This window comes from Adlercreutzia sp., from assembly GCF_056795635.1.
The window spans coordinates 1-22,133 of sequence record NZ_JBQIIT010000017.1 but is presented as its reverse complement, the minus strand read 5'-3'; the positions used below and the strand labels follow the sequence as shown (position 1 = coordinate 22,133).

General features: G+C 66.1%; 28 protein-coding genes. 5 read left to right on the top strand and 23 right to left on the bottom strand.

From position 1 onward, the window contains the following. Positions 1 to 195: 195 nt before the first annotated feature. Genes nrdR through ACTOXK_RS09560 form a run of 3 tightly spaced genes read left to right on the top strand, consistent with a single transcriptional unit; the run spans position 196 to position 1,650 of the window. On the top strand, positions 196 to 642 hold the full coding sequence (gene nrdR, locus ACTOXK_RS09570; protein WP_482277721.1) for a transcriptional regulator NrdR: 447 nt from the start codon (positions 196 to 198) through the stop codon (positions 640 to 642). Positions 643 to 654: 12 nt separating this feature from the next. Beyond that, a complete protein-coding gene (gene dut / locus ACTOXK_RS09565; protein WP_482277722.1) occupies positions 655 to 1,089 on the top strand; it encodes a dUTP diphosphatase in 435 nt (144 codons plus the stop codon). 12 nt (positions 1,090 to 1,101) lie between these two features. After that, positions 1,102 to 1,650, top strand: a complete 549-nt coding sequence (locus ACTOXK_RS09560; RefSeq protein ID WP_482277723.1) for a hypothetical protein — start codon at positions 1,102 to 1,104, stop codon at positions 1,648 to 1,650. Between the two features lie 140 nt (positions 1,651 to 1,790). On the opposite strand, the gene ACTOXK_RS09555 is transcribed toward ACTOXK_RS09560, so the two are convergent. From ACTOXK_RS09555 to ACTOXK_RS09510, 10 genes are all read right to left on the bottom strand, one after another. Continuing rightward, a complete protein-coding gene (locus tag ACTOXK_RS09555) occupies positions 1,791 to 2,345 on the bottom strand; it encodes a Rep family protein (protein ID WP_482277724.1) in 555 nt (184 codons plus the stop codon). A gap of 257 nt (positions 2,346 to 2,602) precedes the next feature. Next, positions 2,603 to 3,229, bottom strand: a complete 627-nt coding sequence (locus tag ACTOXK_RS09550; protein WP_482277725.1) for a zonular occludens toxin domain-containing protein — start codon at positions 3,227 to 3,229, stop codon at positions 2,603 to 2,605. 8 nt (positions 3,230 to 3,237) lie between these two features. Next, positions 3,238 to 3,495, bottom strand: a complete 258-nt coding sequence (locus ACTOXK_RS09545; protein WP_482277726.1) for a hypothetical protein — start codon at positions 3,493 to 3,495, stop codon at positions 3,238 to 3,240. Beyond that, a complete protein-coding gene (locus ACTOXK_RS09540) occupies positions 3,492 to 5,117 on the bottom strand; it encodes a hypothetical protein (protein WP_482277727.1) in 1,626 nt (541 codons plus the stop codon). The genes ACTOXK_RS09545 and ACTOXK_RS09540 overlap by 4 nt, the downstream gene beginning before the upstream one ends. Before the next feature lie 77 nt (positions 5,118 to 5,194). Then, on the bottom strand, positions 5,195 to 5,359 hold the full coding sequence (locus tag ACTOXK_RS09535; RefSeq protein WP_369872420.1) for a hypothetical protein: 165 nt from the start codon (positions 5,357 to 5,359) through the stop codon (positions 5,195 to 5,197). Positions 5,360 to 5,376: 17 nt separating this feature from the next. Then, a complete protein-coding gene (locus ACTOXK_RS09530) occupies positions 5,377 to 5,532 on the bottom strand; it encodes a hypothetical protein (RefSeq protein ID WP_482277728.1) in 156 nt (51 codons plus the stop codon). Positions 5,533 to 5,625: 93 nt separating this feature from the next. Further along, positions 5,626 to 5,835, bottom strand: coding sequence for a hypothetical protein (locus ACTOXK_RS09525; RefSeq protein WP_482277729.1), 210 nt, complete (start codon positions 5,833 to 5,835; stop codon positions 5,626 to 5,628). Continuing rightward, a complete protein-coding gene (locus ACTOXK_RS09520; RefSeq protein WP_482277730.1) occupies positions 5,836 to 6,210 on the bottom strand; it encodes a hypothetical protein in 375 nt (124 codons plus the stop codon). Then, positions 6,211 to 6,552, bottom strand: a complete 342-nt coding sequence (locus ACTOXK_RS09515; RefSeq protein ID WP_482277731.1) for a hypothetical protein — start codon at positions 6,550 to 6,552, stop codon at positions 6,211 to 6,213. It lies immediately after the preceding gene. A gap of 51 nt (positions 6,553 to 6,603) precedes the next feature. After that, on the bottom strand, positions 6,604 to 6,849 hold the full coding sequence (locus ACTOXK_RS09510) for a hypothetical protein (RefSeq protein ID WP_482277732.1): 246 nt from the start codon (positions 6,847 to 6,849) through the stop codon (positions 6,604 to 6,606). Between the two features lie 88 nt (positions 6,850 to 6,937). On the opposite strand from ACTOXK_RS09510, the gene ACTOXK_RS09505 reads away from it, so the two are divergent. Both ACTOXK_RS09505 and ACTOXK_RS09500 read left to right on the top strand, forming a co-directional pair. Continuing rightward, complete coding sequence (locus ACTOXK_RS09505; protein WP_482277733.1) at positions 6,938 to 7,534, top strand: hypothetical protein; 597 nt, start codon at positions 6,938 to 6,940, stop codon at positions 7,532 to 7,534. A 136-nt stretch (positions 7,535 to 7,670) separates the two neighbouring features. Then, on the top strand, positions 7,671 to 8,600 hold the full coding sequence (locus ACTOXK_RS09500; RefSeq protein ID WP_482277734.1) for a prenyltransferase: 930 nt from the start codon (positions 7,671 to 7,673) through the stop codon (positions 8,598 to 8,600). A 2-nt stretch (positions 8,601 to 8,602) separates the two neighbouring features. Here the strand turns inward: ACTOXK_RS09500 and gluQRS are convergent, their stop codons facing one another. The 13 genes from gluQRS to ACTOXK_RS09435 all read right to left on the bottom strand — a co-directional run. Next, positions 8,603 to 9,550 (bottom strand): tRNA glutamyl-Q(34) synthetase GluQRS, encoded by a 948-nt coding sequence (gene gluQRS, locus ACTOXK_RS09495; protein ID WP_482277735.1) that lies wholly within the window; start codon positions 9,548 to 9,550, stop codon positions 8,603 to 8,605. 15 nt (positions 9,551 to 9,565) lie between these two features. After that, positions 9,566 to 10,948 (bottom strand): phenylacetate--CoA ligase family protein, encoded by a 1,383-nt coding sequence (locus ACTOXK_RS09490; protein WP_482277736.1) that lies wholly within the window; start codon positions 10,946 to 10,948, stop codon positions 9,566 to 9,568. Beyond that, positions 10,945 to 11,394, bottom strand: a complete 450-nt coding sequence (locus ACTOXK_RS09485) for an amino acid-binding protein (protein ID WP_482277737.1) — start codon at positions 11,392 to 11,394, stop codon at positions 10,945 to 10,947. The genes ACTOXK_RS09490 and ACTOXK_RS09485 overlap by 4 nt, the downstream gene beginning before the upstream one ends. Before the next feature lie 5 nt (positions 11,395 to 11,399). Further along, positions 11,400 to 11,993 (bottom strand): indolepyruvate oxidoreductase subunit beta, encoded by a 594-nt coding sequence (locus ACTOXK_RS09480; protein ID WP_482277738.1) that lies wholly within the window; start codon positions 11,991 to 11,993, stop codon positions 11,400 to 11,402. Between the two features lie 10 nt (positions 11,994 to 12,003). Next, complete coding sequence (locus ACTOXK_RS09475; protein WP_482277739.1) at positions 12,004 to 13,728, bottom strand: thiamine pyrophosphate-dependent enzyme; 1,725 nt, start codon at positions 13,726 to 13,728, stop codon at positions 12,004 to 12,006. A 39-nt stretch (positions 13,729 to 13,767) separates the two neighbouring features. Further along, on the bottom strand, positions 13,768 to 14,208 hold the full coding sequence (locus tag ACTOXK_RS09470) for an FHA domain-containing protein (protein WP_482277740.1): 441 nt from the start codon (positions 14,206 to 14,208) through the stop codon (positions 13,768 to 13,770). Positions 14,209 to 14,221: 13 nt separating this feature from the next. Continuing rightward, positions 14,222 to 15,709, bottom strand: a complete 1,488-nt coding sequence (locus tag ACTOXK_RS09465; protein WP_482277741.1) for a D-alanyl-D-alanine carboxypeptidase family protein — start codon at positions 15,707 to 15,709, stop codon at positions 14,222 to 14,224. Continuing rightward, positions 15,699 to 16,130, bottom strand: a complete 432-nt coding sequence (locus tag ACTOXK_RS09460; RefSeq protein ID WP_482277742.1) for an amino acid-binding protein — start codon at positions 16,128 to 16,130, stop codon at positions 15,699 to 15,701. The genes ACTOXK_RS09465 and ACTOXK_RS09460 overlap by 11 nt, the downstream gene beginning before the upstream one ends. Next, positions 16,130 to 17,437 carry a phenylacetate--CoA ligase family protein gene (locus ACTOXK_RS09455; protein ID WP_482277743.1) on the bottom strand — a complete coding sequence of 436 codons (1,308 nt, stop codon included), beginning with the start codon at positions 17,435 to 17,437 and terminating at the stop codon, positions 16,130 to 16,132. The genes ACTOXK_RS09460 and ACTOXK_RS09455 overlap by 1 nt, the downstream gene beginning before the upstream one ends. Before the next feature lie 10 nt (positions 17,438 to 17,447). Further along, a complete protein-coding gene (locus tag ACTOXK_RS09450) occupies positions 17,448 to 19,961 on the bottom strand; it encodes a VanW family protein (protein ID WP_482277744.1) in 2,514 nt (837 codons plus the stop codon). Next, positions 19,948 to 20,616 carry a CDP-alcohol phosphatidyltransferase family protein gene (locus ACTOXK_RS09445; protein WP_482277745.1) on the bottom strand — a complete coding sequence of 223 codons (669 nt, stop codon included), beginning with the start codon at positions 20,614 to 20,616 and terminating at the stop codon, positions 19,948 to 19,950. The genes ACTOXK_RS09450 and ACTOXK_RS09445 overlap by 14 nt, the downstream gene beginning before the upstream one ends. A 207-nt stretch (positions 20,617 to 20,823) precedes the next feature. Then, positions 20,824 to 21,180 (bottom strand): 4Fe-4S dicluster domain-containing protein, encoded by a 357-nt coding sequence (locus ACTOXK_RS09440; RefSeq protein ID WP_482277746.1) that lies wholly within the window; start codon positions 21,178 to 21,180, stop codon positions 20,824 to 20,826. Between the two features lie 6 nt (positions 21,181 to 21,186). Further along, the coding region (locus ACTOXK_RS09435) for a hydrogenase large subunit (RefSeq protein ID WP_482279915.1) at positions 21,187 to 22,133 on the bottom strand (947 nt) is incomplete at its 5' end.

Genomic DNA, 22,133 nt, shown 5'->3' with positions numbered 1-22,133 from the left:
TCCTTCGTCATGCTCTTTGCTTGAGAAAAGCGACCCCTGCGAACGGGAGCGGATGGGTGCTCGGAGAGCCGCCGCCGTTGGATGCGGGACTCGAGAAGCCGTCGACGTATCACGATGGTAGCAAAGTCTTGAAGATGCCGGAAGCCGGCGACCCTTGGGGTATCATGGGTAACCAACTCATTGTTAGGAGAACCCATGCGCTGTCCTTCCTGCGGATATCCCGAATCGAAAGTCGTCGATTCCCGCTCTGCCGACGAGGGGGCATCCATTCGCCGGCGTCGCGAATGCCTGGAATGCGGCACCCGCTTCACCACCTACGAGCGATTGGCCGAGAACCCCATCCTCGTCATCAAGACCGACGGCTCCTCCGAGGTGTTCAATCGGGAGAAGCTCATGCGCGGCCTGCTCATCGCCTGCGCCAAACGGCCCATCACGCCAGAGAAGATCGATCACCTCATCGCGAGCATCGAATCGGAGCTCCGTTCTACCCAGCGCACGGAGATCAAATCGAAAGATCTCGGCGATATGGCCCTGGCGCGACTGGCGAAGCTCGACGATGTGGCCTACATTCGCTTCGCCAGCGTATACAAGGATTTCCAGAGCGTGGAGGAGTTCTCCTCGGCCCTGGGCGAGCTCGGGTAGGGGAGGTACGCCATGGATGTGAGCATCACCGTTCTCGACGAGGCGCTGCCTGCGCCCCAGTACGCCCATCCGGGAGATGCGGGGCTCGATCTGCGGGCCGCCGTGGCCGGCACGTTGAAGCCCTTCGAGCGCATGACGGTGCCGTGCGGCTTCGCCATGGCCATTCCGGACGGCTACGCCGGGCTCGTCATTCCGCGCAGCGGCCTTGCATCCCGTCACGGCATCTCCGTCGTGAACGGGCCGGGACTGGTGGATAGCGGCTACCGAGGCGAGATCATGGTCGTGCTCGTCAATCTCGATCCCCAGGAGCCGTTTTCCTTCGAAAAGGGCGATCGCATCGCCCAGATGATGATCGTAGCTACCCCTTCGATTACTTTACATAACACAGATCAGCTTCCCGCCAGTGCCCGTGGAGCCCAGGGCTTCGGCAGCAGCGGAGTCAGCTAGAATCGAGGATCCATGGATCAACCGCCCCAGAAGCCCGAAGACGCCTCGGCGCCCAACGAATCGCCGCAGAGACCGGAGTCCCCGCGTCCCGACGACCCATCGACCCAAGGGCAGCGGCCCGCTACGCCCTCCATCGACCCTCAGATCGCTGAGTCCATGGAAAGCGCCCAGGCTGCCGTGGCCGACTACGAGCTCAAGTCGGCGCGAACCCTCGCCACCGTGGCCACGGTGGCCGGCCCCATATCCTTCATTATCGGCGGCGTCGCCCTGAGCACCGTGGCGCTTGTTTGCGCCATCATCGCCTTCGTCAAGATTCGCGACGTTCTCGATGCCGTGGCACCGGCCAAGCGGCCCTACGCCCGAGCGCTCAGGCAAACCGCCCTCATGGGCATTGGCATCGGCGCGGTGGCCCTCGTGCTCAACGGCATCGGCGTCGCCATGATGCTGCCCGTGCTCATGGACGCCATGCAGACCGGCGACTACAGCGCCATCCTCGGCGACGCCGCGAGCAGCCTGTCGCCGACGAGCCCCTCCGAGGGCGGCGGCAACGCCTGGGGCTAAAAGTCACAACGATCCTCCCCATCCATCCACCATTCTCTCTGAAAGGCTGATAATATGGAATTAGGTTATTCGCGGCAAGCGGCCTATTCCATCGGTAAAAGGCTGATAAGAAAACTTATGTCCAATAACCCTGATTTATGCTAGAGGCAGCATCGATTAAGTTCCGTTATGTACGTCTTGACCAAGTTCACGTGGCTTGAGACGTAGGGAACATACTCTGGCTTGAATTCTACCAAGAAGGACATGAGCATTGCAAAATTGGTGATCTTCATCTCGTTTATGAGGTCGTACACGTCGCAGAAATCGACGTTGCACACATCGGAGATATTGACCTTGAACCCGGCCATGTCCTCCACCTCGTCAAAATCGTACTGGGCCTTGTCCTCCTGGCCCAGGTGCGCCAGATAGCGGTAGGCGCCAACCTTGTTCCCGACGGGCTTGGCAAAGAGGATGCCGAAGGATTCGGGAACGACCTCCAAGGCGGTCTTGACGAGCACGGGCGAGCCGAACTCCAACATGAAATGAACGTGCGGGCGCTTCGGCCTCTCAATGCCGTCCTCCGTCAACTCCACGTCGCGATCATGCACGACGAACGCGCCAGGAATCATCAGTTCGCGCAACTGATCGCGCCAATTCACGGGCAAGTTCTCGACAAGCTGAACGTACCACCAGCAACGGCACTTCTTACCGGCCATAACGAAAATCCTCTCTCTTTGGAACACGGAACACGCCCCCTATATCAAGTAGGAGGCGTGTTCCCCTGAAAAATGCGGCCCCTCTGCCCAGCGGCGAGGGCGGGAACAGCGCCGAGGGGCAATATGCGCCGCTGTGCGCCCCGCTTTACGTATCGAACGGGGTTCAACCCCATAAAGCGGGGCGGGAAAGGGATACGGGAGCGAATGCGCCCGAGCGAGCCACGGGGCGCGGCGGCAGGGGCCCCGAGCCCCACCGCCTACGCCCCGGGCACCTGCTCGAAGCGGTTGTAGCTGTCGTAGACCCTGAAGTACGCCCTGCGCGGCAGGAGCCAGGTACAGCCCACGCGCTCGCGGAGGCCGTAGTAGTAGCTGACGGAGGCGAACAGCTTGCCGCCAAAGGGAAGGGAGAGCAGAAGGCCCTTCATCCCGAAGTTGGACAGCTTGCGGTGGTTCGCCTCGATCTCTATGAGGCTGCGAATCTGCCTATCAAGCATCCTATCAAACTGGGCAATAAGGACGATCTTATAGCCGTAGTGGCGGTGCTGGCTGAAGAACTCTATCCAGTCCATGCGCCGCTGGCTCGCCCCCTTGTCCTGCCAGGTGCGCGAGTTGAAAACAAGCTGCGCCTCATCGATGACGAGCAAGATGGCATCCTCGCGGACGGGTCGCCCATCGAACCAGCGCCGCGAGAAATCGTAGAGGAGATCAGGGGCAAGTTCGGAGTTGGGAACGTAGCGGAACAGCTTCCCGTAGTTCCTCAACTTGGGGTTAACATCGAAGTTGCAGATGACGGGCCTTCTCTTGACTTGCAGCGTGTCGCGTATGTCGCGGGCGACGTGGAGGCTCTTCCCGCTTCCGGGAGTGCCAGAATAAAGGTAGATCATGGGAACCCCTATCTGTCGACGGTGGAGACGACGCGCTGGACGACCATGGCGACGTTGACGGCGAGCACGAGGCCGACCCAGGCCGTGAGAATGTCGATGAGGTCGCCGACGGGAACGAACCAGTTGAGGGCACCGAGGGCATCGGCCACGCCCTGGGGCATGGCGAGGGGGAGCGCCGAGAGATCGACGGCGGGCAGCAGCGAGAGCAGCAGGAGAACCAGCTGGAGAGCGCCGCCCGTGATGAAATCGATGAGGCCGGTAATCATTCGGAAGCCGCACCCCCTCCCATGAAGATGAAGCGGCGGGTGTTGGCGAAGAGGACAACGACGAACAGGACACGGCAGAACCAGCCCGACACGTCGGCCACGGGCCGCATGGGCGCGAGATCGACGCGCATAGGCTCGCCGCCCACCTCGAAATCCCAGACAGGGGCGGCAGCATCGCAGCGGACAAGGCCCAAAACCTGCTTGAGAACGGCGGGGATGCAGAAGGGGAAGGCGTTGGAGATCGCGGAGGAAACCTCCGAGGAGAGGGCGCCCAAGCGCGAGAAATCCAGGTCGCCGACTAGAGTTTCTACAATATCGCGGGCGGCACCGGCCATCATGAGATCAACGATTGTAGCCAGCTTCGCATCAATGTAAGAGGTATCGACACTCAAGCCCTTGGCAGACCACGATTCCCAGGCCTTCGCGAAATTATACAATTGACGCAGGATGAGATAAAGGAGATTCGCGCTGGTAAGAAGCCTGGGGGAATCCTCTCCCGGAACCGTCATCGTAACCTGCATACGGTTAAAGACGCTCTTGAACTGATTGTCCAAGGAAGTCCGGAGCAACTGAAAACGGGAGTCGATGGACGTGATGTAGTCGCTGTTCCTCTGAATCTTGCCCACGAGATCGTTAATGCTCTCAGACCAGAAATCAATGGACGTGATGTAGTCGCTGTTCTTCTGAATCTTGCCGAGCAAGTCCATGGGCGAGCCTTTATGGATGACAACCGTACCACCGTAACCGTAGCCCCACTGCTTGCGGAGATCCGCAAACATATAGCCGACGGTGTTCCCCAGCGTCTGATCATTCACGTAGTCATACGTGCCCGAAAGAACGCGGTACAAAAGCTCGGAAAACCCAACGGTGCGCAAAGAGGAGTCACCCGGAAGCGTGTGGGTAACCCATGAGTACTTGTATAACCACTGGAGCCAGTAAGCGGGGGAATTGCTTTGAATGACAGCAGTACCGCCGTAGCCATAGCCCCACTGCTTCTGAAGCAGGGAATACATTGACGGAACGGACGAAAGATTAGAGGTGTTGCCCATGATGGCCTTAAGCCATCCGGCAGGGGAATTAGAGTATAGAACGGCGGTCTTGCCGTAATTCCACCCCCATTGAGCAGTAATGGCATCAACCAAATCAGTGATATTGGCGGTTTTGCCAGAACCGGAACCACCGGAGAAAGCCCCACCAAAACCTTCGGTAAGATTCCCGCCGAAGCCGCCTGCATAGGGCATAATGCTAAGATCAGCGGGAGAAACAGGCGCAGAAGCTAGTGAATCAACCACACTATGTGAAGTTTGCTCCAAAACATCAGAAGCAGCACCAAGAAAACCAGAAGCAACACTAGAAGAATCTTCGGGAGAACTCGGCGTTTCGGCCTGCTTCTCTGCTGCTCCCTCTCCAACTTCGCAATCATCTTCTGATTGCGCTCCAACCTCTCCCGGTTCATCTGACGTTCCAATTCCTCTATCGTCTTCGTCACCTCGCGGCCCATCGGTCGCCACCTCCTGAACCTCAGTAGATTGGTCGGCATAAGCATACCACGACAGGGCCGGGGAGAGCGAGAGCGTTACCGCGAGCAGGACGAACAGGGGAGCGCGAGAACGAGCGAGCATGAAATCACCTCCTAAGATGAGAAAAGGGGAGGGCCGAAACCCTCCCCGCAGCCCGAGTTAGCAAGGGCGGGAACCGACTAAGCGCCCGAGGTGAAGCGCTTGACCAGCTTCCACGTCGCGGTGATCGCGATGAAGATGGCGGCCACGCCCAGGATGGTGGGCAGGTTCGCGCCGATCACGGTCTGGATGGACGTGGAAAGCTGCGTGACGGCAGTTCCGATGGCAGTGGTGATAGTCTCCATTTCACTTCTCCTTTCAATTAGACGAGACTACGAATCAAGCCGATGAGCTTGAACGTTCCGAAGCTGAGCAGTCCCAGGAAGCAGCCCAGCATGAAACCGACGGGAACGGCTGCGAAGAGCGAGATAGCGAACTCAAGCCAGCCGACAACTTGGTACGCATCGAGAATCTCCAAGGCGATCACCTCAACAAAAAAGGTCGAGAAGCACTAGAAGCAAGGCACCGAGAAAAGCGCTCGCGAGGAAAAGAAGCGCGAGTACTTGCATGCTCACAGCACCACCGCCAAAAAGCAGAGCACCAGCACGGCGGTGAGCGCCCACGGCGGCAGCTTGAGGAGCAGGGGCTGCCTGCCCCAGTCGTCGCGCCAGCGGTCTTTCGCCCAGGCGGTCACGATGCGAAGCACCTGATAGACCGCGAAGGCGTAGGCGAACACGCCGACGAGGGACAGGACAACGAGGACGTTGAGAACGGTTTCCATTTAAGACCTCCATTTGTCAGAGAAGGCGAGCCAGAGCGTCGCGCCGAAGTTGAGAAGCAGAGCCACCAGCATGAAAACAGAGAGGACAAGGCCCATCCATTGGAAGGCCATGAGGTCGGAGAAGAACTCCGGGGGAACCTCGACCGAGGAATGAACCTCGGTGACCCAGCCGCCGTCATCGGGCATGCCATCGTCCAGGATAAGCGCCTGCGCCTCATCCTCGTCGGGCTGCGGAACCTCCTCGGCCTCGTCGGGGCGGGACAGGATTTCAAGCTGCTTGAAGGACAACTCGCGAATCTGGGCCACGTCCTGGCCGATGCCCTTAAGCGTAGCGGCCGCATCGACGGCCAGGCCAGCGGCTTCCATCTCGTCCATCTAGGCCACCTCCTCTACGAGATCGCGGACAGGGCAGAGAGGGAAGCGGGAAGGGGGAGCGCCGTAAAAGTGCTCGTAACGGCCCTCGTCCTCGTAGTCAATGAGGCCGTGGCGCGGCTCCCGGTAACACTCCTCATCGAACATATCCGCAACCTGGGAAAGCTGGGCGACAATCAAGCGGATGAAGAAACGCGCCTCGGGATGGTCGGCGTAACTCATGACCACGTTACCGTTGAAGCGGTTCATGGCGACGGAGAGCAACTCGCCGCGGGGAATGTCGATGAACTGCGCGGCCTCCTCCACGTTGTCCAGAGGAAAAATGATGTGATGCGAAAGGCCCATTTAGCACCTCCTTAAGTTCACAGGTGTTATGTAAAGTCCAGGGGATGCGAGCTACAGCTCGTAGGAATCGAACACGAGCTTGCAAAACTTCTCGCCAGCGTTCACCCGGAGGATGACGCAGCAATTCACCTGCTCTTCGGGAAGCGCGTTCGATTCCTTGGGAACAGACACCTTCACCAGCTTCTTGGCCTCGGTGTCGTAGAAGCGTGCGTTGTGGTACTCGACCTTGCGCCCCGTCTCGTCGGTAAACTCGCCCTTCTGCTCATCGAGCAGAAAACCGTTCAGATGAGTAATCATGATTAACCTTCCTTTCGGTTAGAATTATCGGAAGCGCCCACGCGCTCCGTTCGCGGATACCTTAAAACCGACCTGAAAGGCTGATAATATGGATTATGTAAAGTCAAAGTCCTTTGTCCTTACCCGTGGGATTCTCACTCTTCTGGTGGCCATCATGATGATCGCGGGCGCCTGCTCGCTCTCGGGCTGCCTGGGTAGCCAGAGCGACGAGGATATCATCCGCGCGAAGCTCACGTCGGAATTGGACAGCATCAAGAACCTCGACGACTCCTTCGTCAACGAATTCTCCGAGAGCATCAACATGAGCCAGCTGTCGGTCTACGGCATCGACGGCGTTGCCTTCATGAAGTCCTATCTCGACGGCTTCGACTACACCATCGACTCCATCACCGTGGACGGCGACCGAGCCACGGCGCAGATCACCATCACCTGCAAGAGCTACACCGGCTACCAGAACGCCCTCCAGAGCGCCGTGACCGCCATCACCGCGAACCCCGATGAGATCGCCGCCTTGTCGAGCGACGAGATCAACCAGCGCATCGGCGAGATCGTCATCGGCTCCCTCGACGGCGTGGAGCTGGCGGTCACCGAGCCGGTCACCATCACCTACACCAAGGTGGACGGCCAGTGGGAGCCGGCATCGTCGACATCCGGGGACATCGCGGCAGCGCTCATGACCAACTAGGGCCATCAACCTTATATCTTTACGGAAGGCACCGCACCCTCGGTGCCTTCTTCTATAATAGCCCCACCGCCCGCAATCAGCGATCCGGCACAGCCCCGCTGGGCGATCGGAGAACGGCCTGAACAAGAAAGCGAACATGAGTACGAAACAGCATTCCGACGATAGGGGAGCGTTCACTCCCCTCTCCCCTGCCCTGATCTGGCAGCTTTCCGCCCCCCACACCTGGCCCGCGGCCATCATGCCCGTCCTCATCGCCTGCGCCTGCGCCCTCGCGACCACGGGCGCCGTCTCCCCCGCCATGGCCTGGCTGCTTTTGGTCATCTGCATCCTCATGCAGTCGTCGGTGAACACCTTCAACGACTACTTCGACTACGTGAAGGGCACCGACTCGGCCGACGACAACGTGGAGGTCACCGATGCCGTGCTCGTCTACAACCGCGTGAACCCGCGCTCGGTGCTCGCCGTGGCCATCGCTCTGCTCGGCACGGCCTTCCTCCTCGGTATCATCGTCATCCTCGAGGCGGGCCTCATCCCCCTGGCCATCGCCCTCGTGGGGGCCGGCATCGTCGTGGCCTACTCGGGGGGCAAGACGCCCCTGTCCTACCTTCCCGTGGGCGAGGCCGTGAGCGGCATCGTCATGGGGGGCCTCATCCCCCTGGCCTGTTACCAGGTGCTCACCGGGCGCCTCGACTTCCTCATGCTGCTGTGGGCCGTGCCCACCATCATCGGCGTGGGGCTCATCATGATGACCAACAACACCTGCGATATCGAGAAGGATATCGAGGCGGACCGCCGCACCCTCCCCGTCCTGCTGGGGCACCAGCGCGCCCGGGCGACCTACCATGGCCTCATGGCGCTCTGGGTCGCGGCCATCCTCGTCATCGTGCCCATCTGGTTCCCGACGGGCATCGCCGTCCTGCCCTTCCTCGTCCTGGCCGCCTACCCGCTTCTGCGGGCCCTTTGGCTCAACCCCCTCGCTCCCGCCTCGCGCATCGGCGCCATGGGGCAGATCGCCAGCGTGAACGTGGCCCTCGGTGCCCTCTACGCCGCCGCCCTCCTGTTCTAGGCTCAGCGCCAGGGTATCTGCACCGGATCGGGGAACAGGGTCGGCAGCGCCCTGACGGAGAAATCTCCCAGCAGCTCCTCGGGCATGACGGGATCGGTCGTGGGCGCCAGCCCCGTGATGCCGGCAATGTGCCCGATCACCGCCGCGGGCGTGCCGAAGCGGGCGAGCAGCTCATCGAGGGCCGCATCGCGGTCGCGCTTCGAGAGGCGCCGATCACGCTCCCCCGTCACCAGGGGCACATGGCCGTAGGCGGGATGGGACAGGCCGAGCAGCTCCTGCAGGTACATCTGCTGGGGCGTGGAGCACAGCAGATCGACGCCCCGCACCACCGAGGTCACTCCCTGGGCCCCGTCGTCCACCACCACAGCCAGCTGATAGGCGAAGGCCCCGTCGGCGCGGCGCACGAGGAAGTCGCCGCAGTCAGCGGCCAAGTTCTGACGGTAGTCCCCCTGCACGAGGTCGCGCAGGCCGAGGACGCGATCGGGCACAGTGAGCCGCAGGGCCGGCGCTCTCCCGGCCGCCTCGCGCTCGGCCCGCTCTCCAGCCGACAGCCCGCGGCACGTGCCCGGGTACACCGGCTTCTCGCCCCGATGGGGCGCCGAGGCGGCGTGCAGGTCGGCCCGGGTGCAGTAGCAGGGATACAGCAGATCCCGCACGGCCAGGGTCTCCAGGGCCGCCCGGTAGGCCTCGTCCCGATCATGCTGGAAATAGGGGCCGCGATCCCAGAAGAGCCCGAGGCGCTCGAAATCCCGCTGCACGTCGTCGATGAACGCGGGCTTGGAGCGCTCCCGATCAAGATCCTCCACCCGCAGCACCATCTGACCGCCCTGGGACTTCGCCACGAGCCACGCCACAAGGGCCGCGAAGATGTTCCCCGCGTGCATGCGCCCCGTGGGCGACGGCGCGAAACGGCCGACGACGGGGGTGGCGGGGGCTTCGGGGGCGTCCATGGAGAGACCCTCGGACTACTTCGCCCGTCGATCGTCCACGTGCTTGGCCTTGCCGATGGCCCGCTCGATGCCGCCGGGCTCCACCAGGCGCACCGTGGGCGCCACCAGCAAAGTCGCCTTCAGCTTCTCGGCGATCTTGCGGCGCAGGGCGTCCATGGTCTCGAAGGAGTCGGAGAAGGCCTCGGGGCGCAGCTCGGTCTCCACGATGAGGAAGTCCATGCCGTCCTTCGTCTCCACGATGATGTGGTAGTGGGGCGTGACCTCCTCGATGCCGGTGAGCACGTCCTCCACCTGGGAGGGGAACACGTTGGTGCCGCGGATGATGAGCATGTCGTCGGAGCGGGAGCGCACCTTGTCCATGCGGGCCAGGGTGCGGCCGCAGGCGCAAGGCTCAGTGTGCACGGCCGTCAGGTCGTGGGTGCGGTAGCGCAGCACGGGAATGCCCTGCTTGCCCAAGGGCGTGAGCACGAGCTCGCCCATCTCCCCCTCGCCCACCGGCTCGCCGGTCTCGGGATCGATGACCTCCCACAGGAAGTGGTCCTCGGCGATATGCTGCTGGTAGCGCTCGGCCAGACACTCGCCGGACACACCCGGCCCCATGACCTCGGTGAGCCCGTAGTTGTCGGTGCACACGATGTGCATGCGCCGCTCGATCTCGGCCTTCAGGCCCGGCGGGCAGGGCTCGCCGCCGAAGAGGCCCACGCGCAGGGGCGAGGCCTCCCAGTCGTAGCCCATCTTCTCCCCCACCTCGCAGATGTGCATGGCGTAGGAGGGCGTGGCCACGAGCACCGTGGTGCCGTAGTCCTCGATCATCTGGATATGGCGCTCCGTGTTGCCGGCCCCGGCGGGAATCATGGCGCAGCCGAGCCGCTGCAGGCCGTAGTGCAGGCCGAAGCCGCCGGTGAACATGCCGTAGCCGAAGGCCATCTGGGCCACGTCGCCGGGCACCACGCCGGCCATTTGCACGAGCCGGGCGATGCACTCGCTCCACATGGCCATATCGTCGTCGGTGTAGCCCACCACCACCGGCTTGCCCGTGGTGCCCGACGAGGAATGCAGCTCGCGAATCTCGTCCAAGGGCACGGCGAACAGGCCGAAGGGGAAGGTGTCGCGCAGAACGGCCTTGTCGGTGAAGGGCAGCCGGCGCACATCGGCCAAGGTCTGGATGTCGGCGGGCGCCACGCCCATCTCGTCCATCTTCGTCCGGTAGTAGGGCACGCGCTCGTAGGCGTAGGCCACGGTCTCCTTCAGTTTGGCCAGCTGCACCGCCTCGATCTGCTCGCGCGGGGCGCGCTCGATCTCGGGCTTGTACACCGGGAGCAGGTCGAAGCGACCGGCGGCCGCAGCGGCCAGGGCGCCCCCCTTCTCCCTCACATCCATGGTCGCGGAAGCGCTCATCGCTCGATCCCCTTCCCCTGTCGGGCCGCCGAGAAGCGGGCGATATCCTCCTGGGTAATCAGCTCCACGGGCTCGCTCGCCAGAAGGGCACGGGCCCGATCGGGATCGGTGGTGGAGAGCACGATATAGGTGGAGATCATGGAGTAGCTGTACACCACGTTGATGCCGCAGCGGGCGAGCACTCCCATGACCCGGGCCAACTCGCCGGGCTCATCGACGAGCTTCAGGCAGAGCACGGGCGTGACGGTGCAGGCGCAACCGTCCTCCCGCAGGGCCTCCAGGGCCTCCTCGGGCCGGTCCACCACGAAGCGCAGGATGCCGTACTCGCCGGTGTCGGAGGCGGAGAATCCGCGCACCGACACGCCCGCCTCCTCGAAGCGGTCAAGTACCCGGCTCAGATGGCCGGGGCGGCTGTTGGCGAAGACGCTGATCTGGGATACGGTCATGGCTCTCAAGCTCCTATTCCGGCGTCCATGAAGGTTCGGCCGGCCGCCAGGGCCGCCAAGTTCGCCTCCACGGTATGGGCGGGCACGCGCTCGGCCACGACGCGCTCCCACACCTCGGCGGGAATGCCGAGAGTGGCCGAGAGCGCCCCCACGAGCACCACGTTGGCGCACTTGGGGTTGCCGGCGGCGCGGGCCAGGGCCGCGGCGGGCACGAGCAGCGCCCCGGCCGCGGCCAGATCCTCCCGGGCCCGGGGCGGCATGGAGGCGGCGCCCGTGAGCACGGGCAGCGGCTTGATGGCCATATCGTTCACGATAAGGGTGCCGCCCTCGGCGAGCTGGGGCAGGTTGCGCAGGGCCTCGGTGGTCTCGAAGGCCACCACCACGTCGGCGGCGCCCGGATCGGACACCATGGACTGCACGGCGCCGCCCATGCGCACCACCGTGGTCACGGAACCGCCGCGCTGGGCCATGCCGTGGATCTCGGACACCTTCACGTCGAGCCCCGCCGCCAGGCAGGCGGCGGCCAGCAGGTCGGCCGCCAGGATGGTGCCCTGACCGCCGACGCCGCACAGGAGCACGGTCTTGGTCGTCATCTCCATTATCGCTCCCCTATTCCAAAACGATCGCGTTGAAGCGGCAGTACTGTGCGCACTGGCCGCAGCCGATGCAGAGCCCCGTATCGATGGAGGCCACACCGCTCTCGTCCCGGGCGATGGCCGGACAGCCGAGCGTGGCGCAGGCACCGCAGGCGGTGCAGGACCCGTTCACCCAGTAAGGGCGCCCTGCCTTGCGCTCCAGCAGCACGCAGGGGGAACGGAACACGATGACCGAGATGTCGTCGGTGGCCGTGGCCTCCTTGAGAGCCGCGCGCACCGCGGCGGCGTCGTTGGGATCCACCGTGCGCACATCCTCCACGCCGATGGCGGCCACCACGGCCTCGATGTGCAGTTCCCGGCTCGGACGCCCCTGCAACGTCACGCCGTTGAAAGGGTTGCCCTGGCGCCCGGTCATGGCCGTGGTGCGGTTGTCGAGCACGCAGACGGTGCCGGCACCGCGGTTGTACACCGTGGAGATGAGCGAACTCAAGCCCGAGTGGGCGAAGGTGGAGTCGCCGATGACCGCCACCACGGGCCGGTGCTCGGTGCCGGCCAGGGCTAGCTCGAAGCCGTGGGCCATGGAGACGGAGGCACCCATGTCCACGGTGGTGTCCATGGCGGCCAGCGGGGGCAGGGCCCCCAGGGTGTAGCAGCCGATGTCCCCGGTGACGATGGCCCGCATGCGGGCGAGTTCCTTGAACACGAGGCGGTGGGGGCAGCCCGGGCAGAGCGCCGGCGGTCGGGCCGGCAGCCCCTCTGCGGCCGGGGCGTGGGGCAACGGCGCGCCGCCGAAGGCCGTCCGCACGAGGCCCGGGGACAGCTCCCCGGCCCGGGGCAACGGGCAGGGCGGCTCGCTCACCGCGATACCGCAGGCCCGCACGGCATCGGCCAGATAGGTCGAGCCCTCCTCCACCACGTAGAGGCGCTCGACGGAATCAGCGAAGTCGGCCAGGGCCGCGGCCGGCAGGGGCCAGGTGAGGCCCAGCTTGAAGACGGAGGCCTCCGGCAGCCCTTCCGCCACATGCTGGTAGGCCGCTCCGGCGCAGACGACGCCGACGTCGCTTCCGCGGCGCACCACCTCGTTGTAGGGGCACTCCTCGGCCCAGGCGCTCAGGGCGTCGATGCGCTCGAGCTGCACGGCGCGGCGCGGCTTGGCGAAGGCCGGCATCATGACCCACTTCGCGGGGTTCTTCTCGTAGGGAACGAGGGGGCGCTCCGTACGCTCGCCGGGCTCCACAGGCGTCTTGGTGTGGGAGATGCGCACGCTGGAGCGCAGCATCACCGGCACGTCGAAGCGCTCGGACAAGTCGAAGGCCTCCCGGGCGAAGCGGAGCGCCTCGGCAGAATCGGCCGGATCCAGGCAGGGCACGGCGGCGGCCCGGGCATAGTAGTGGGAGTCCTGCTCGTTCTGGGATGAGTACATGCCGGGGTCATCGGCCGCCAGGATCACGAGACCGCCCCCCACGCCGGTGTAGGCGGCGGTGAACAGCGGGTCGGCCGCCACGTTCACCCCCACGTGCTTCATGGTGGCGAGCACCCGGGCCCCGGCCGCCGAGGCGCCGACGCCCACTTCCAGGGCCACCTTCTCGTTGACGCACCACTCGGCGTAGACGCCCTCTTTCCGGCCGAAGGCCTCCAGCGTCTCCGTGGAGGGCGTGCCCGGATAGGCCACGCCGATGGTGCAGCCGGCCTCCCAGGCACCTTGGGCGATGGCCTCGTTTCCCGACATCAGTTCCATAGTTCCTCGTCTCTCTCCCAACCGGGGGCCGCAGGCGGCCTAGTTCTCCTCGTATTGCAGGCAGAAGGTGCCGATCTGGATGAAGTCGCCGGGGCGCAGGGTGCGCGCCTCCACGGAGTCGTTGTTCACCCACACGCCGTTGAACGAGTTCGCGTCGCGGATGACGTAGCAGGGGCCCTCGGGCTCGATGGTGGCGTGCATGCGCGAGACGGTCATGTCGTTCAGGAAGATGGTGCACTGGGGGGCTCGGCCCACGGTAACGGGCTCGCTGCCCAGGCCGTAGACCATGCCCACCTTCGGTCCGCGCACCACGGTGAGGGACGCCCGGGTGGGGGCCACGTCGCAGGCGAGCACGGCATCGCCCTCCACCGACAGCGGCTTGAAGGCCTGGGTCGCACCGAGGAGCTTGAAGCCGCAGGTGGGGCACACGGCATCATCGGGCGATACCGCATGGGAGCAGACGGGGCACAGTTCGGTCATAGCCGTTCTCCTTCTATTCGCTGGCCCCGGCATCCGGGGCCCCTTGCTGGTCGTCGGTCGCCCCGCCGCCGTCGGCCGGGGCCGCATCCTCCTCGCCGGAGGCAATGGCGGCCACGGACTGGTCGGAACGGGTGGGCGCCTTGTCGTAGATGAGCGGGGTCTCGTTCACCACCACGGGCTCGGCCAAAAGCTCGGTGCCCCCGAAGCCGGCCCACAGGCGCTCCCACCAGATGGCGATGGCCTGGAAAAAGTCGGGGGCGGCCACATCCTCGGTGGCCACGAGGTCCTGGGTGGCGATGGGCTGGCCGGCCTGATAGAAGGTGGCGGTGCCCACCTTGTCGCCGGCCCGCACCGAGCCGTTCAGATCGTCGAAGGCGAGCTCTTGGCTCACGTTGCCCTCGGGGGCGAACACTTCCACGGCGGCCTTCGGATCGGCGAAGGTGGCGTTCACGCGCTTATCGGTCCAGGCAGTGAAGGGCACCTCGGCGATGAGGGGCACCTCCTCGGCGCGGCCGTCCTCGGTCATGGTCACCGTGCGGTCGCTATGGGCGAGCCGGTAGCTCACGCGGTTGTCGTAGACCCAGTCGAAGAGGATCTTCGTGTCCTCGAAGCGGGCCGATTCCGAGGGGCAGCCGAGCACCACGGCGATGAGGTCGCCGTCGCCCCGGTTGCATGCCCCGGCGAAGGAGTTGCCCGCGGCCTCGGTGTAGCCGGTCTTGATGCCGCAAGCGCCCTCGTAGACGCCGAGCAGCAGATCGGAGGACACCAGATCGAGGGTGACCGCCTGGCCGTCGGGCTTGGCCACGGTGATCTGGGCCGTCTGCTGGGCCACGATGGAGCGGAAGGTCTCGTTCTCCATGGCATAGGCGCACATGAGGGCCACATCGCCGGCCGTGGAGTACATCTCGTTGTCGAACTCGTCGATGTCGAGCCCGTGGGGGTTCGCGAACAGGGAGTGCTCCATGCCCAGTTCAGCGGCCTTGGCGTTCATGGCGTCCACGAAGGCCTCGTTGGCCGTCTGGCCGTCCCGCGCGAGCCCCGCCCCCACGGTCTCGGCGATGGCGATGGCGGCATCGTTGCCCGAGGGCACCATGAGCCCGGTAAGGGCCGCCTGAAGGGTGAGGGTGTCGCCGGCCTGGAGGTTCGCCGAGGACTCGCCCACGGCGGCGGCCTCCGGCGACACGGTCACCTTCGTGTCCAGGGGCAGCCCGGAATCCAGGGCCACGATGGCCGTCATCACCTTGGTGATGGAGGCGATGTGGGACTGGGTGTCGGCGTCGCGGGCGAAGAGCACGGTGCCCTTCTCGTCCGTGAGCACGGCGTAGGAGGCCGTGATGTTGGGGCAGGCCACGGCCGGCAGCCCCCGCGCCTCCACGGTCTGGCCGAGGATCACATCGGTGCCGCGCACATCGGCCGCGGCCGGCGCGGGGGCGGTCAGGGGCAGGGCCAGGGCGCAGGCCAGCAGCAGGGCCCCGAGCCAGGGGCGGCGCTTAGTCCTCATCGACAACGTAGACCTCTTCCGGAGCGAGAATCGTGAAGCCCGCGGCGGCCAGGACCTCCTCGGCCCCCTCCCCCTCGATCTTCAGCACGTCCACGGCGGTGCCGCCGGCCACGGAGAAGCAGTAGCCGTACTCGATGTTCATGGATGATTCATGGCAGAAGCCCAGAAGCCGGGCCAGGGCGCCAGGCTCGTCGGCCACGGACACGGCGATGACCGGCGTGATGGAGGCGCGGAAGCCCGCCTCGGCGAGCACGGCGGCGGCGCGGTTGGGCCGGTCGCAGAAGATGCGCACGATACCGAAGTCGGCCGTATCGGCGATGAAGAGCGCCGCCAGGTTGATGTCGGCGTCGGCCAGGGTGCGGCAGGCCGCGGCCAGGCGCCCCTTCTCATTGGCGAGGAATACCGTCAGCTGCGAGATCATTAGTGAGTCTCTCCTCTCAGGTCGATGACGCGCTTTGCCTTGCCCTCGGAGCGGGCGATGGTCTTGGGCTCCACGAACTTGATGTCCACGGCCACCTGCAGGTTGCCCTTGAGCGCCGCGCCCAAACGTCCGCGCAGGTCCTCCAGGGCGCGCACCTCGTCGATGGGGAAATCGGGCTCGGTCTCCACCTGGAGCTCCACGTGATCGAGGGGCCCGCGGGTGGTGAGCACGATCTGGTACTGGGTGGCCACCTCGGGGAACTCGGTGATGACCTGCTCGATCTGGGACGGGAACACGTTCACGCCGCGGATGATGAGCATGTCGTCGGTGCGGCCCAGGATGCGGCCGATCTTGCGGTGGGTGCGCCCGCAGGCACAGGGCTCGGCGCTGATGGAGGTGACGTCGCGGGTGCGGTAGCGGATCATGGGCGAGCACTCGCGGGTGAGCGTCGTGATGACGAGCTCGCCCACCTCGCCGTCGGGCAGCACCTCAAGGGTGTCCGGGTCGATGATCTCGCAGTAGAACTGGTCCTCGGCGATGTGCAAGCCGCCGCGCTCGGCGCATTCCATGGCCACGCCCGGGCCCATGATCTCCGAGAGGCCGTAGACGTCGCAGTACTGGAGCCCCAGCTTGTCGGCGATCTCCTGGCGCATGTTCTCCGAGCAGGGCTCGGCGCCGAAGATGCCGCCGGAAATTTGGAAGTCGGTGGCCGGGTTGTAGCCCATCTCGATGGCCGTGTCGGCGATGAGCAGGGCGTAGGAGGGGGTGCAGCACAGAATGTCGGTCTTGCAGTCCTTGAGCATCTGCACCTGGCGCTTGGTGTTGCCCGAAGAGGTGGGGATGACGGTGCAGCCCATGGCCTCGCCGCCGGCATGGGCCCCCAGGCCGCCGGTGAACAGGCCGTAGCCGTAGGACACCTGGATGGTGGACTCGCGCGTGCCCCCCACCATGGCGATGCCGCGGGCGAAGCAGTCGCCCCAGTTCTCCAGGTCGGCGGCCGTGTGGCCCACCACCGTGGCCTGGCCCGTGGTGCCGGAGGAGGCGTGGATGCGGGCCACGTCGCCGTTCTCGCGGGCGAACAGGCCGAAGGGGTAGTTGTCGCGCATGTCCTGCTTCACCACGAAGGGGAAGCGCGGAAGATCTGCGAGGCTCTCCAGGTCGTCGGGGGTCACGCCGGCCGCGTCGAAGCGCTCGCGGTAGAGCGGTACGTTCTCGTAGGCGTTGCGCAGCGATTCCCGCAAACGCTCCAGTTGCAGCGCCTGCAGCTCCGCGCGGGGCATGGTCTCGATTTCCGGCTGAAAGTACACAGCTGTCCTCCTATTCCTCGTCATCCGATGGCCCGGGTTGCCCCCCGGCCTCTCCGTCCTCTTCCCCCGACTCCCCTTCCTCGGGCTCGCGCGCGGCGCCGGCCGCCACTTCGTCCCAGGGCCGGCCCTCCTCGGGCGGCGGCTCGGTGCTCTCGGGCTCGTCGGGCTCGTGCTCGGTGCCCGGAAGATTCGGGCCCTCCACGACCACCTCGTCGACGGGCGCGTAGTTCGAGGCGAAGTCCTCCTCGTGGAGCAGGTTGCCCGAGCGGTCGCGCACGATGCGGTGCACCGTGACGCGGCGGCCGTCGGCCCCCTTGGTCTTCACGTAGTGGGTGCCCGCCGGCTCGTTCTCGTCGATCTTCGTGCGCTTCTTGAAGGGATCGCCCGCCTCCCAGTCGCCGGTCTCGGCCGTGACCACGTAGCCCGGATCGATGCCGAAGAGGGAGACCGTGAGGGTCGAGTCGGTGTAGCGGGTGCGCACGAGCACGTCGGAGGGGCTGTCGTTCACCCACACCAGATCCAGATCAGGATACGCGATGGCGGCATCGCGGCCGGTGGGATAGCTGGAAATGTACAGGGAGTGGTTTCGGCGCTCGGTCACGGGGAAGCCGGACTCGAAGACGGCGTTGAACACCGTGGTGGCCACCTGGCAGATGCCCCCGCCGATGGCGTCCTCGTACTCGCCGTTCACGATGGCGTTGGCCGCCTGGAAGCCGTTGGCCTCGTTGGCCTCGCCCATGACGTCGTTGAAGGACCACTCCCCGCCGTCGGCGGCCGCGATGGAGTCGGTCAGGCGATCGGCGGCGTGGTGGATGTTGTGGCGGCGGTTGGCGGTGCCAGGGCCGTCGTTGTACTCGGTGGTGAAGGTAGCGATCTCGCCGATGAGCCCCAGATCGACGGCCTCGTCGAAGGTGGCCCGCTCCGGGGCGTCCCCCCAGCCGATCTCCACGGCCACTGGACCGCCGACGGGCGCTCCCGTGCGGTCGAATTCCCCGAACAGCGCCTCGCGGGCCGCCGTGAGCGCCTCGGCCACGAGCGGGTAGCGAGAGCCGGCCCCCGTGGACACCCACACCTCCCCGTCGGCCTTCTCGAAGGAGACGGTGACCGCCGAGGCGAAGCCGGCGTCGCGGATGCGGGCCACCAGATCGGCCCGGGCGACCTGCTCGTCGAGCACGGGGGCCAACAGGTAGCCGTCGCCGGACGGCCGCACCTCGGTATCGATCCAGGCGCCGAGCTCGGCGCCGGACAGGGCCCAGGAGGTGCCCTCGAAGGTAAAGGTGGCGCCGGCATCGAGGGCCGCCTGCACGGCGGCGCGGGCGCGCTCGGCCGCGGTCTGGTCGATGCGCAGGGGCGCCCAAGCGGCCTCGGCCACGAAGGAGACGGTCTCCGGGGCGTCGCCGAGGAAGCCCTCGGTGAGCAGCGCCGTGAAGTGATCGCGGTCGACGATGGTGCCCTCATGGCCCTCCACGAGGCTGGCCTGGCCCTCCTCCACGGCCACGTCCCAATCCTGGCGCGGCTCGCCGATGGTGGCGTCGATGTCGGCGGCAAGGGCCTCCACGGCATCGTCGTCGAAGGCCAGGCGCACGGGCACCGCCGCGCCGTCGACGAGGGCCGACCAACGCTCGGCGATGCCCCCGTCGCGCCCCACGGCGAAGGCCTCGTCCACGAGCTCGCTCACGGGCAGATGCGCCCCCAGGGTGCCGGCCTCGGCCACCCACAGCAGCTTGTCGGCCCGGGCCTCCTCCACCGAGAGCTGCTCGGCCTGGGCCTCTTGCTCGGCCAGCTCGGTGCCCACGTCTACGGAGGCTGCGGCCTCCTCGCTCGCGAACACGATGGCCCGCCCGCGGCTGGCGCGGTCGCCGTAGGCGCCGCTCACGGCGGCGCGGGCCTCCTCGGGGGTCATGCCGGACACATCCACTGAGCCGATGGACACGCCGGTGTAGATGCGGTTCTCGTTGATGATGCGGTCGGCCCCGTAGGCGCCCCCTAAGAGGAGCCCGATGAGTAGCAGCGTGGCCAGGGCCGCGGGAAGCCCGCGCCGGCGGCGGCCGCGGATGGTGGAGGGCTGGACGCGGGGCGCGCCGTAGGCGGGCGCCCCCTTCTTCCCGCGACCGTGGCGGCCACCGTCGGCGGCCGAGGGGCGCCGCGAGGCCGGCCGGGGCCGGTCACCGCGGTCGGGGCGGCCCGCCGGCCGGGAGGCGCGACCGCCCTCGGCGGCAATGGGGCGATGGGCGCCGGTAGCGGACGGAGCGGGGCGATCGGGCCGCTGCCGCCGATCCGCGGCCCGATCGCGATCGCCTTCGGCCGGACGGGAGCCGCGGGCAGCGCCAGCGGCCTCGGGACGAGGACGCCGCGAAGTGGGAGTCCCCTCCGTGCGGGAACGGCGGCCCTCGGAGGCATCCTGCGCCCCCCGAGACCCGCGCGGGGCGTGGCCGTCGCGCACCGAGGGCATGGACAGCGACGAGGGGGCCTTGCGGCGCGTGGGCCGGGACGGCCGGCCCTCCCCTTCCCTACGCGGCGCCATGACCGGCGAGCCTTTCTCGGGCGAGGGCGTCCCGCAGCTGCCGGGCGGCGGCCACGGTGTAGTAGACGGTCACGCCGAGGGAGAGCGACAGCCCGGCGTAGATGAACCAGATGCCCCAGGACACAGGCGCTCCGTTGAAGCCGGGCAGCCAGGATAGGTCGCACCAGCCCAGACCGGGGATGAGGGGCCAGTTGAGCAGCAGCCCCGAGAAGCCGACGAAGAGGAAGGTGGTGGCGAACTTGCCCGGGTAGACCACGGGCACGCGGATGCGGAAGCGGGAGATGAGCCAACCGCCGCCGATGAGCAGGTAGGCATCGCGCACCACCACGACGATGATGACCCACAAAGGGATGCGCCCGACGAGGAACACGCCGAGCACGCCGGTGATCATGAGGATGCGGTCGATGGCGGGGTCGAGCAGCTGGCCCAAGCGGGTGACCGTGTGGGTGCGCCGGGCAATCTGCCCGTCGAGGAAGTCGGTGGCCGCGGCCGTGGCGAACACGAGGGTGGCGGCCAGATTGAGGCCCTGCAGCAGCAGGACGAGGTAGAGCGGCACCATGAGCAGGCGGATGAGGGAGATCGCGTTGGCCAGGGTGAAGACCTTGTGGGACACCTCGTCGGCGGCTCCCTGGGGGCTCTTCGCGTTCTCGGCCATAGGATGCACTTCCTCTTCTCAAAAAGTCCGGACTCCCCGAGGAGCCCGGACTGTCATGCCAGCTGATGCAATTCTATCAGATGCCCCGCACGCACAGAGCATCGCCACGAAACTTAACGGCCCGCTCACCTTACTTTTCCGTCACCGTGGCCGCCGGCCGGCAGCCACCGGGGAAACGCGAGGCGCCCCGGCCGGGGGCCGACTCCCCTAGGCCGTGGCCTTGGGGTCGGGCACCTCGATCACCGTGCAGGACTGGGCCGTGGCGATGGGGGTGTAGGCGGGGTCCATGGCCAGGCAGGCCTTGGGGCAGGCGCGCACGCAGCTGCCGCACTGGACACAGCGGAACGGGTCGATGGCCCAGGTGCGCTCCTTCTTCTCCACGACGATGGCATCGGCCGGGCAGGCCTTGGCGCAGATGCCGCAGAGAATGCACAGTGACACGTCGTTGACGATGTGGCCCTTGAGTCCCGCCGGGGCCGGCTTGGTCTCGAAGGGGTACAGCACGGTCTCCGGCTTCTTGAACAGCGATCCGAAGGTCATGCCCCCCAGTTTGAAGCTTCCCATGGCGGCCTACCTTTCCGTGCAGCTGATGCAGGGGTCGATGGTCAGGATGATCATGTTCACGTCGGCCAAGTCGCAGCCCTTCAGGGCCACGGTCATGCCGGCGAGGTTCTGCGAGGTTGGCGTGCGGATGCGCATGCGCTCCAGGTTCTTCGAGCCGTTGCCGCGGGCATAGTAGTAGCACTCGCCGCGGGGCTGCTCCAGCACGTTGGAAGCCTGGGCCCCATCGGCCGGGGCGCCCTTCACGGCCACCTCGATGTCGCCGGCGGGCATCTTGGCCGCCAGCTCCTTGATGATCTCGATGGACTGGAGCACCTCCAGGCAGCGCACCTTCACGCGGGCGTAGCAGTCGCCCTCGGTGGCCACGATGGGCTGGAAGTCGGCCAGGTCGCCATAGGCCCCCTTGCCGAAGGAGCGCACGTCATAGGGCAGGTTGGAGGCGCGGGCGAAGGGGCCCACCATGGACAGCGCCCGGGCGTCCTCGGTGGAGATGTGGCCCACGCCCACGGTGCGGTTCTTCACCGAGGTGTCGGTGAGCAGCGTGTTCATGATCTTGGTGTAGTCGTCCTTGATGCCGTCGAGCACGGCGATGATTTCGGCCATCTGGGTGGCGTCGATGTCGCGCACCACGCCGCCCACCTTCACCACAGACAGGATCACGCGGCCGCCGGTGGTCTTCTCGAACAGATCGAGCACGCGCTCGCGCAGACGCCAGCAGTGCATGAACATGGACTCGAAGCCGAAGGCGTCGGCGGCCAGGCCCAGCCACAGCAGGTGCGAGTGCACACGGGACAGCTCGTGCCAGATGATGCGCAGATACTCGGCGCGCTTGGGGATCTCCACGCCCATGAGCGCCTCCACCGTCTCGGCGTAGCCGATGGAGTGGCCCGTGGCGCAGATGCCGCAGATGCGCTCGGCGATGTAGATGAACTGGTTGTAGTCGCGGGTCTCCACGA

What these genes read in the sequence shown, in the direction of transcription:
- nrdR (WP_482277721.1), top strand. Translation starts at nt 196, where the DNA reads ATGCGCTGTCCTTCCTGCGGATATCCCGAATCGAAAGTCGTCGATTCC.
- dut (WP_482277722.1), top strand. Translation starts at nt 655, where the DNA reads ATGGATGTGAGCATCACCGTTCTCGACGAGGCGCTGCCTGCGCCCCAG.
- ACTOXK_RS09560 (WP_482277723.1), top strand. Translation starts at nt 1,102, where the DNA reads ATGGATCAACCGCCCCAGAAGCCCGAAGACGCCTCGGCGCCCAACGAA.
- ACTOXK_RS09555 (WP_482277724.1), bottom strand. Translation starts at nt 2,345, where the DNA reads ATGGCCGGTAAGAAGTGCCGTTGCTGGTGGTACGTTCAGCTTGTCGAG.
- ACTOXK_RS09550 (WP_482277725.1), bottom strand. Translation starts at nt 3,229, where the DNA reads ATGATCTACCTTTATTCTGGCACTCCCGGAAGCGGGAAGAGCCTCCAC.
- ACTOXK_RS09545 (WP_482277726.1), bottom strand. Translation starts at nt 3,495, where the DNA reads ATGATTACCGGCCTCATCGATTTCATCACGGGCGGCGCTCTCCAGCTG.
- ACTOXK_RS09540 (WP_482277727.1), bottom strand. Translation starts at nt 5,117, where the DNA reads ATGCTCGCTCGTTCTCGCGCTCCCCTGTTCGTCCTGCTCGCGGTAACG.
- ACTOXK_RS09535 (WP_369872420.1), bottom strand. Translation starts at nt 5,359, where the DNA reads ATGGAGACTATCACCACTGCCATCGGAACTGCCGTCACGCAGCTTTCC.
- ACTOXK_RS09525 (WP_482277729.1), bottom strand. Translation starts at nt 5,835, where the DNA reads ATGGAAACCGTTCTCAACGTCCTCGTTGTCCTGTCCCTCGTCGGCGTG.
- ACTOXK_RS09520 (WP_482277730.1), bottom strand. Translation starts at nt 6,210, where the DNA reads ATGGACGAGATGGAAGCCGCTGGCCTGGCCGTCGATGCGGCCGCTACG.
- ACTOXK_RS09515 (WP_482277731.1), bottom strand. Translation starts at nt 6,552, where the DNA reads ATGGGCCTTTCGCATCACATCATTTTTCCTCTGGACAACGTGGAGGAG.
- ACTOXK_RS09510 (WP_482277732.1), bottom strand. Translation starts at nt 6,849, where the DNA reads ATGATTACTCATCTGAACGGTTTTCTGCTCGATGAGCAGAAGGGCGAG.
- ACTOXK_RS09505 (WP_482277733.1), top strand. Translation starts at nt 6,938, where the DNA reads ATGGATTATGTAAAGTCAAAGTCCTTTGTCCTTACCCGTGGGATTCTC.
- ACTOXK_RS09500 (WP_482277734.1), top strand. Translation starts at nt 7,671, where the DNA reads ATGAGTACGAAACAGCATTCCGACGATAGGGGAGCGTTCACTCCCCTC.
- gluQRS (WP_482277735.1), bottom strand. Translation starts at nt 9,550, where the DNA reads ATGGACGCCCCCGAAGCCCCCGCCACCCCCGTCGTCGGCCGTTTCGCG.
- ACTOXK_RS09490 (WP_482277736.1), bottom strand. Translation starts at nt 10,948, where the DNA reads ATGAGCGCTTCCGCGACCATGGATGTGAGGGAGAAGGGGGGCGCCCTG.
- ACTOXK_RS09485 (WP_482277737.1), bottom strand. Translation starts at nt 11,394, where the DNA reads ATGACCGTATCCCAGATCAGCGTCTTCGCCAACAGCCGCCCCGGCCAT.
- ACTOXK_RS09480 (WP_482277738.1), bottom strand. Translation starts at nt 11,993, where the DNA reads ATGGAGATGACGACCAAGACCGTGCTCCTGTGCGGCGTCGGCGGTCAG.
- ACTOXK_RS09475 (WP_482277739.1), bottom strand. Translation starts at nt 13,728, where the DNA reads ATGGAACTGATGTCGGGAAACGAGGCCATCGCCCAAGGTGCCTGGGAG.
- ACTOXK_RS09470 (WP_482277740.1), bottom strand. Translation starts at nt 14,208, where the DNA reads ATGACCGAACTGTGCCCCGTCTGCTCCCATGCGGTATCGCCCGATGAT.
- ACTOXK_RS09465 (WP_482277741.1), bottom strand. Translation starts at nt 15,709, where the DNA reads ATGAGGACTAAGCGCCGCCCCTGGCTCGGGGCCCTGCTGCTGGCCTGC.
- ACTOXK_RS09460 (WP_482277742.1), bottom strand. Translation starts at nt 16,130, where the DNA reads ATGATCTCGCAGCTGACGGTATTCCTCGCCAATGAGAAGGGGCGCCTG.
- ACTOXK_RS09450 (WP_482277744.1), bottom strand. Translation starts at nt 19,961, where the DNA reads ATGGCGCCGCGTAGGGAAGGGGAGGGCCGGCCGTCCCGGCCCACGCGC.
- ACTOXK_RS09445 (WP_482277745.1), bottom strand. Translation starts at nt 20,616, where the DNA reads ATGGCCGAGAACGCGAAGAGCCCCCAGGGAGCCGCCGACGAGGTGTCC.
- ACTOXK_RS09440 (WP_482277746.1), bottom strand. Translation starts at nt 21,180, where the DNA reads ATGGGAAGCTTCAAACTGGGGGGCATGACCTTCGGATCGCTGTTCAAG.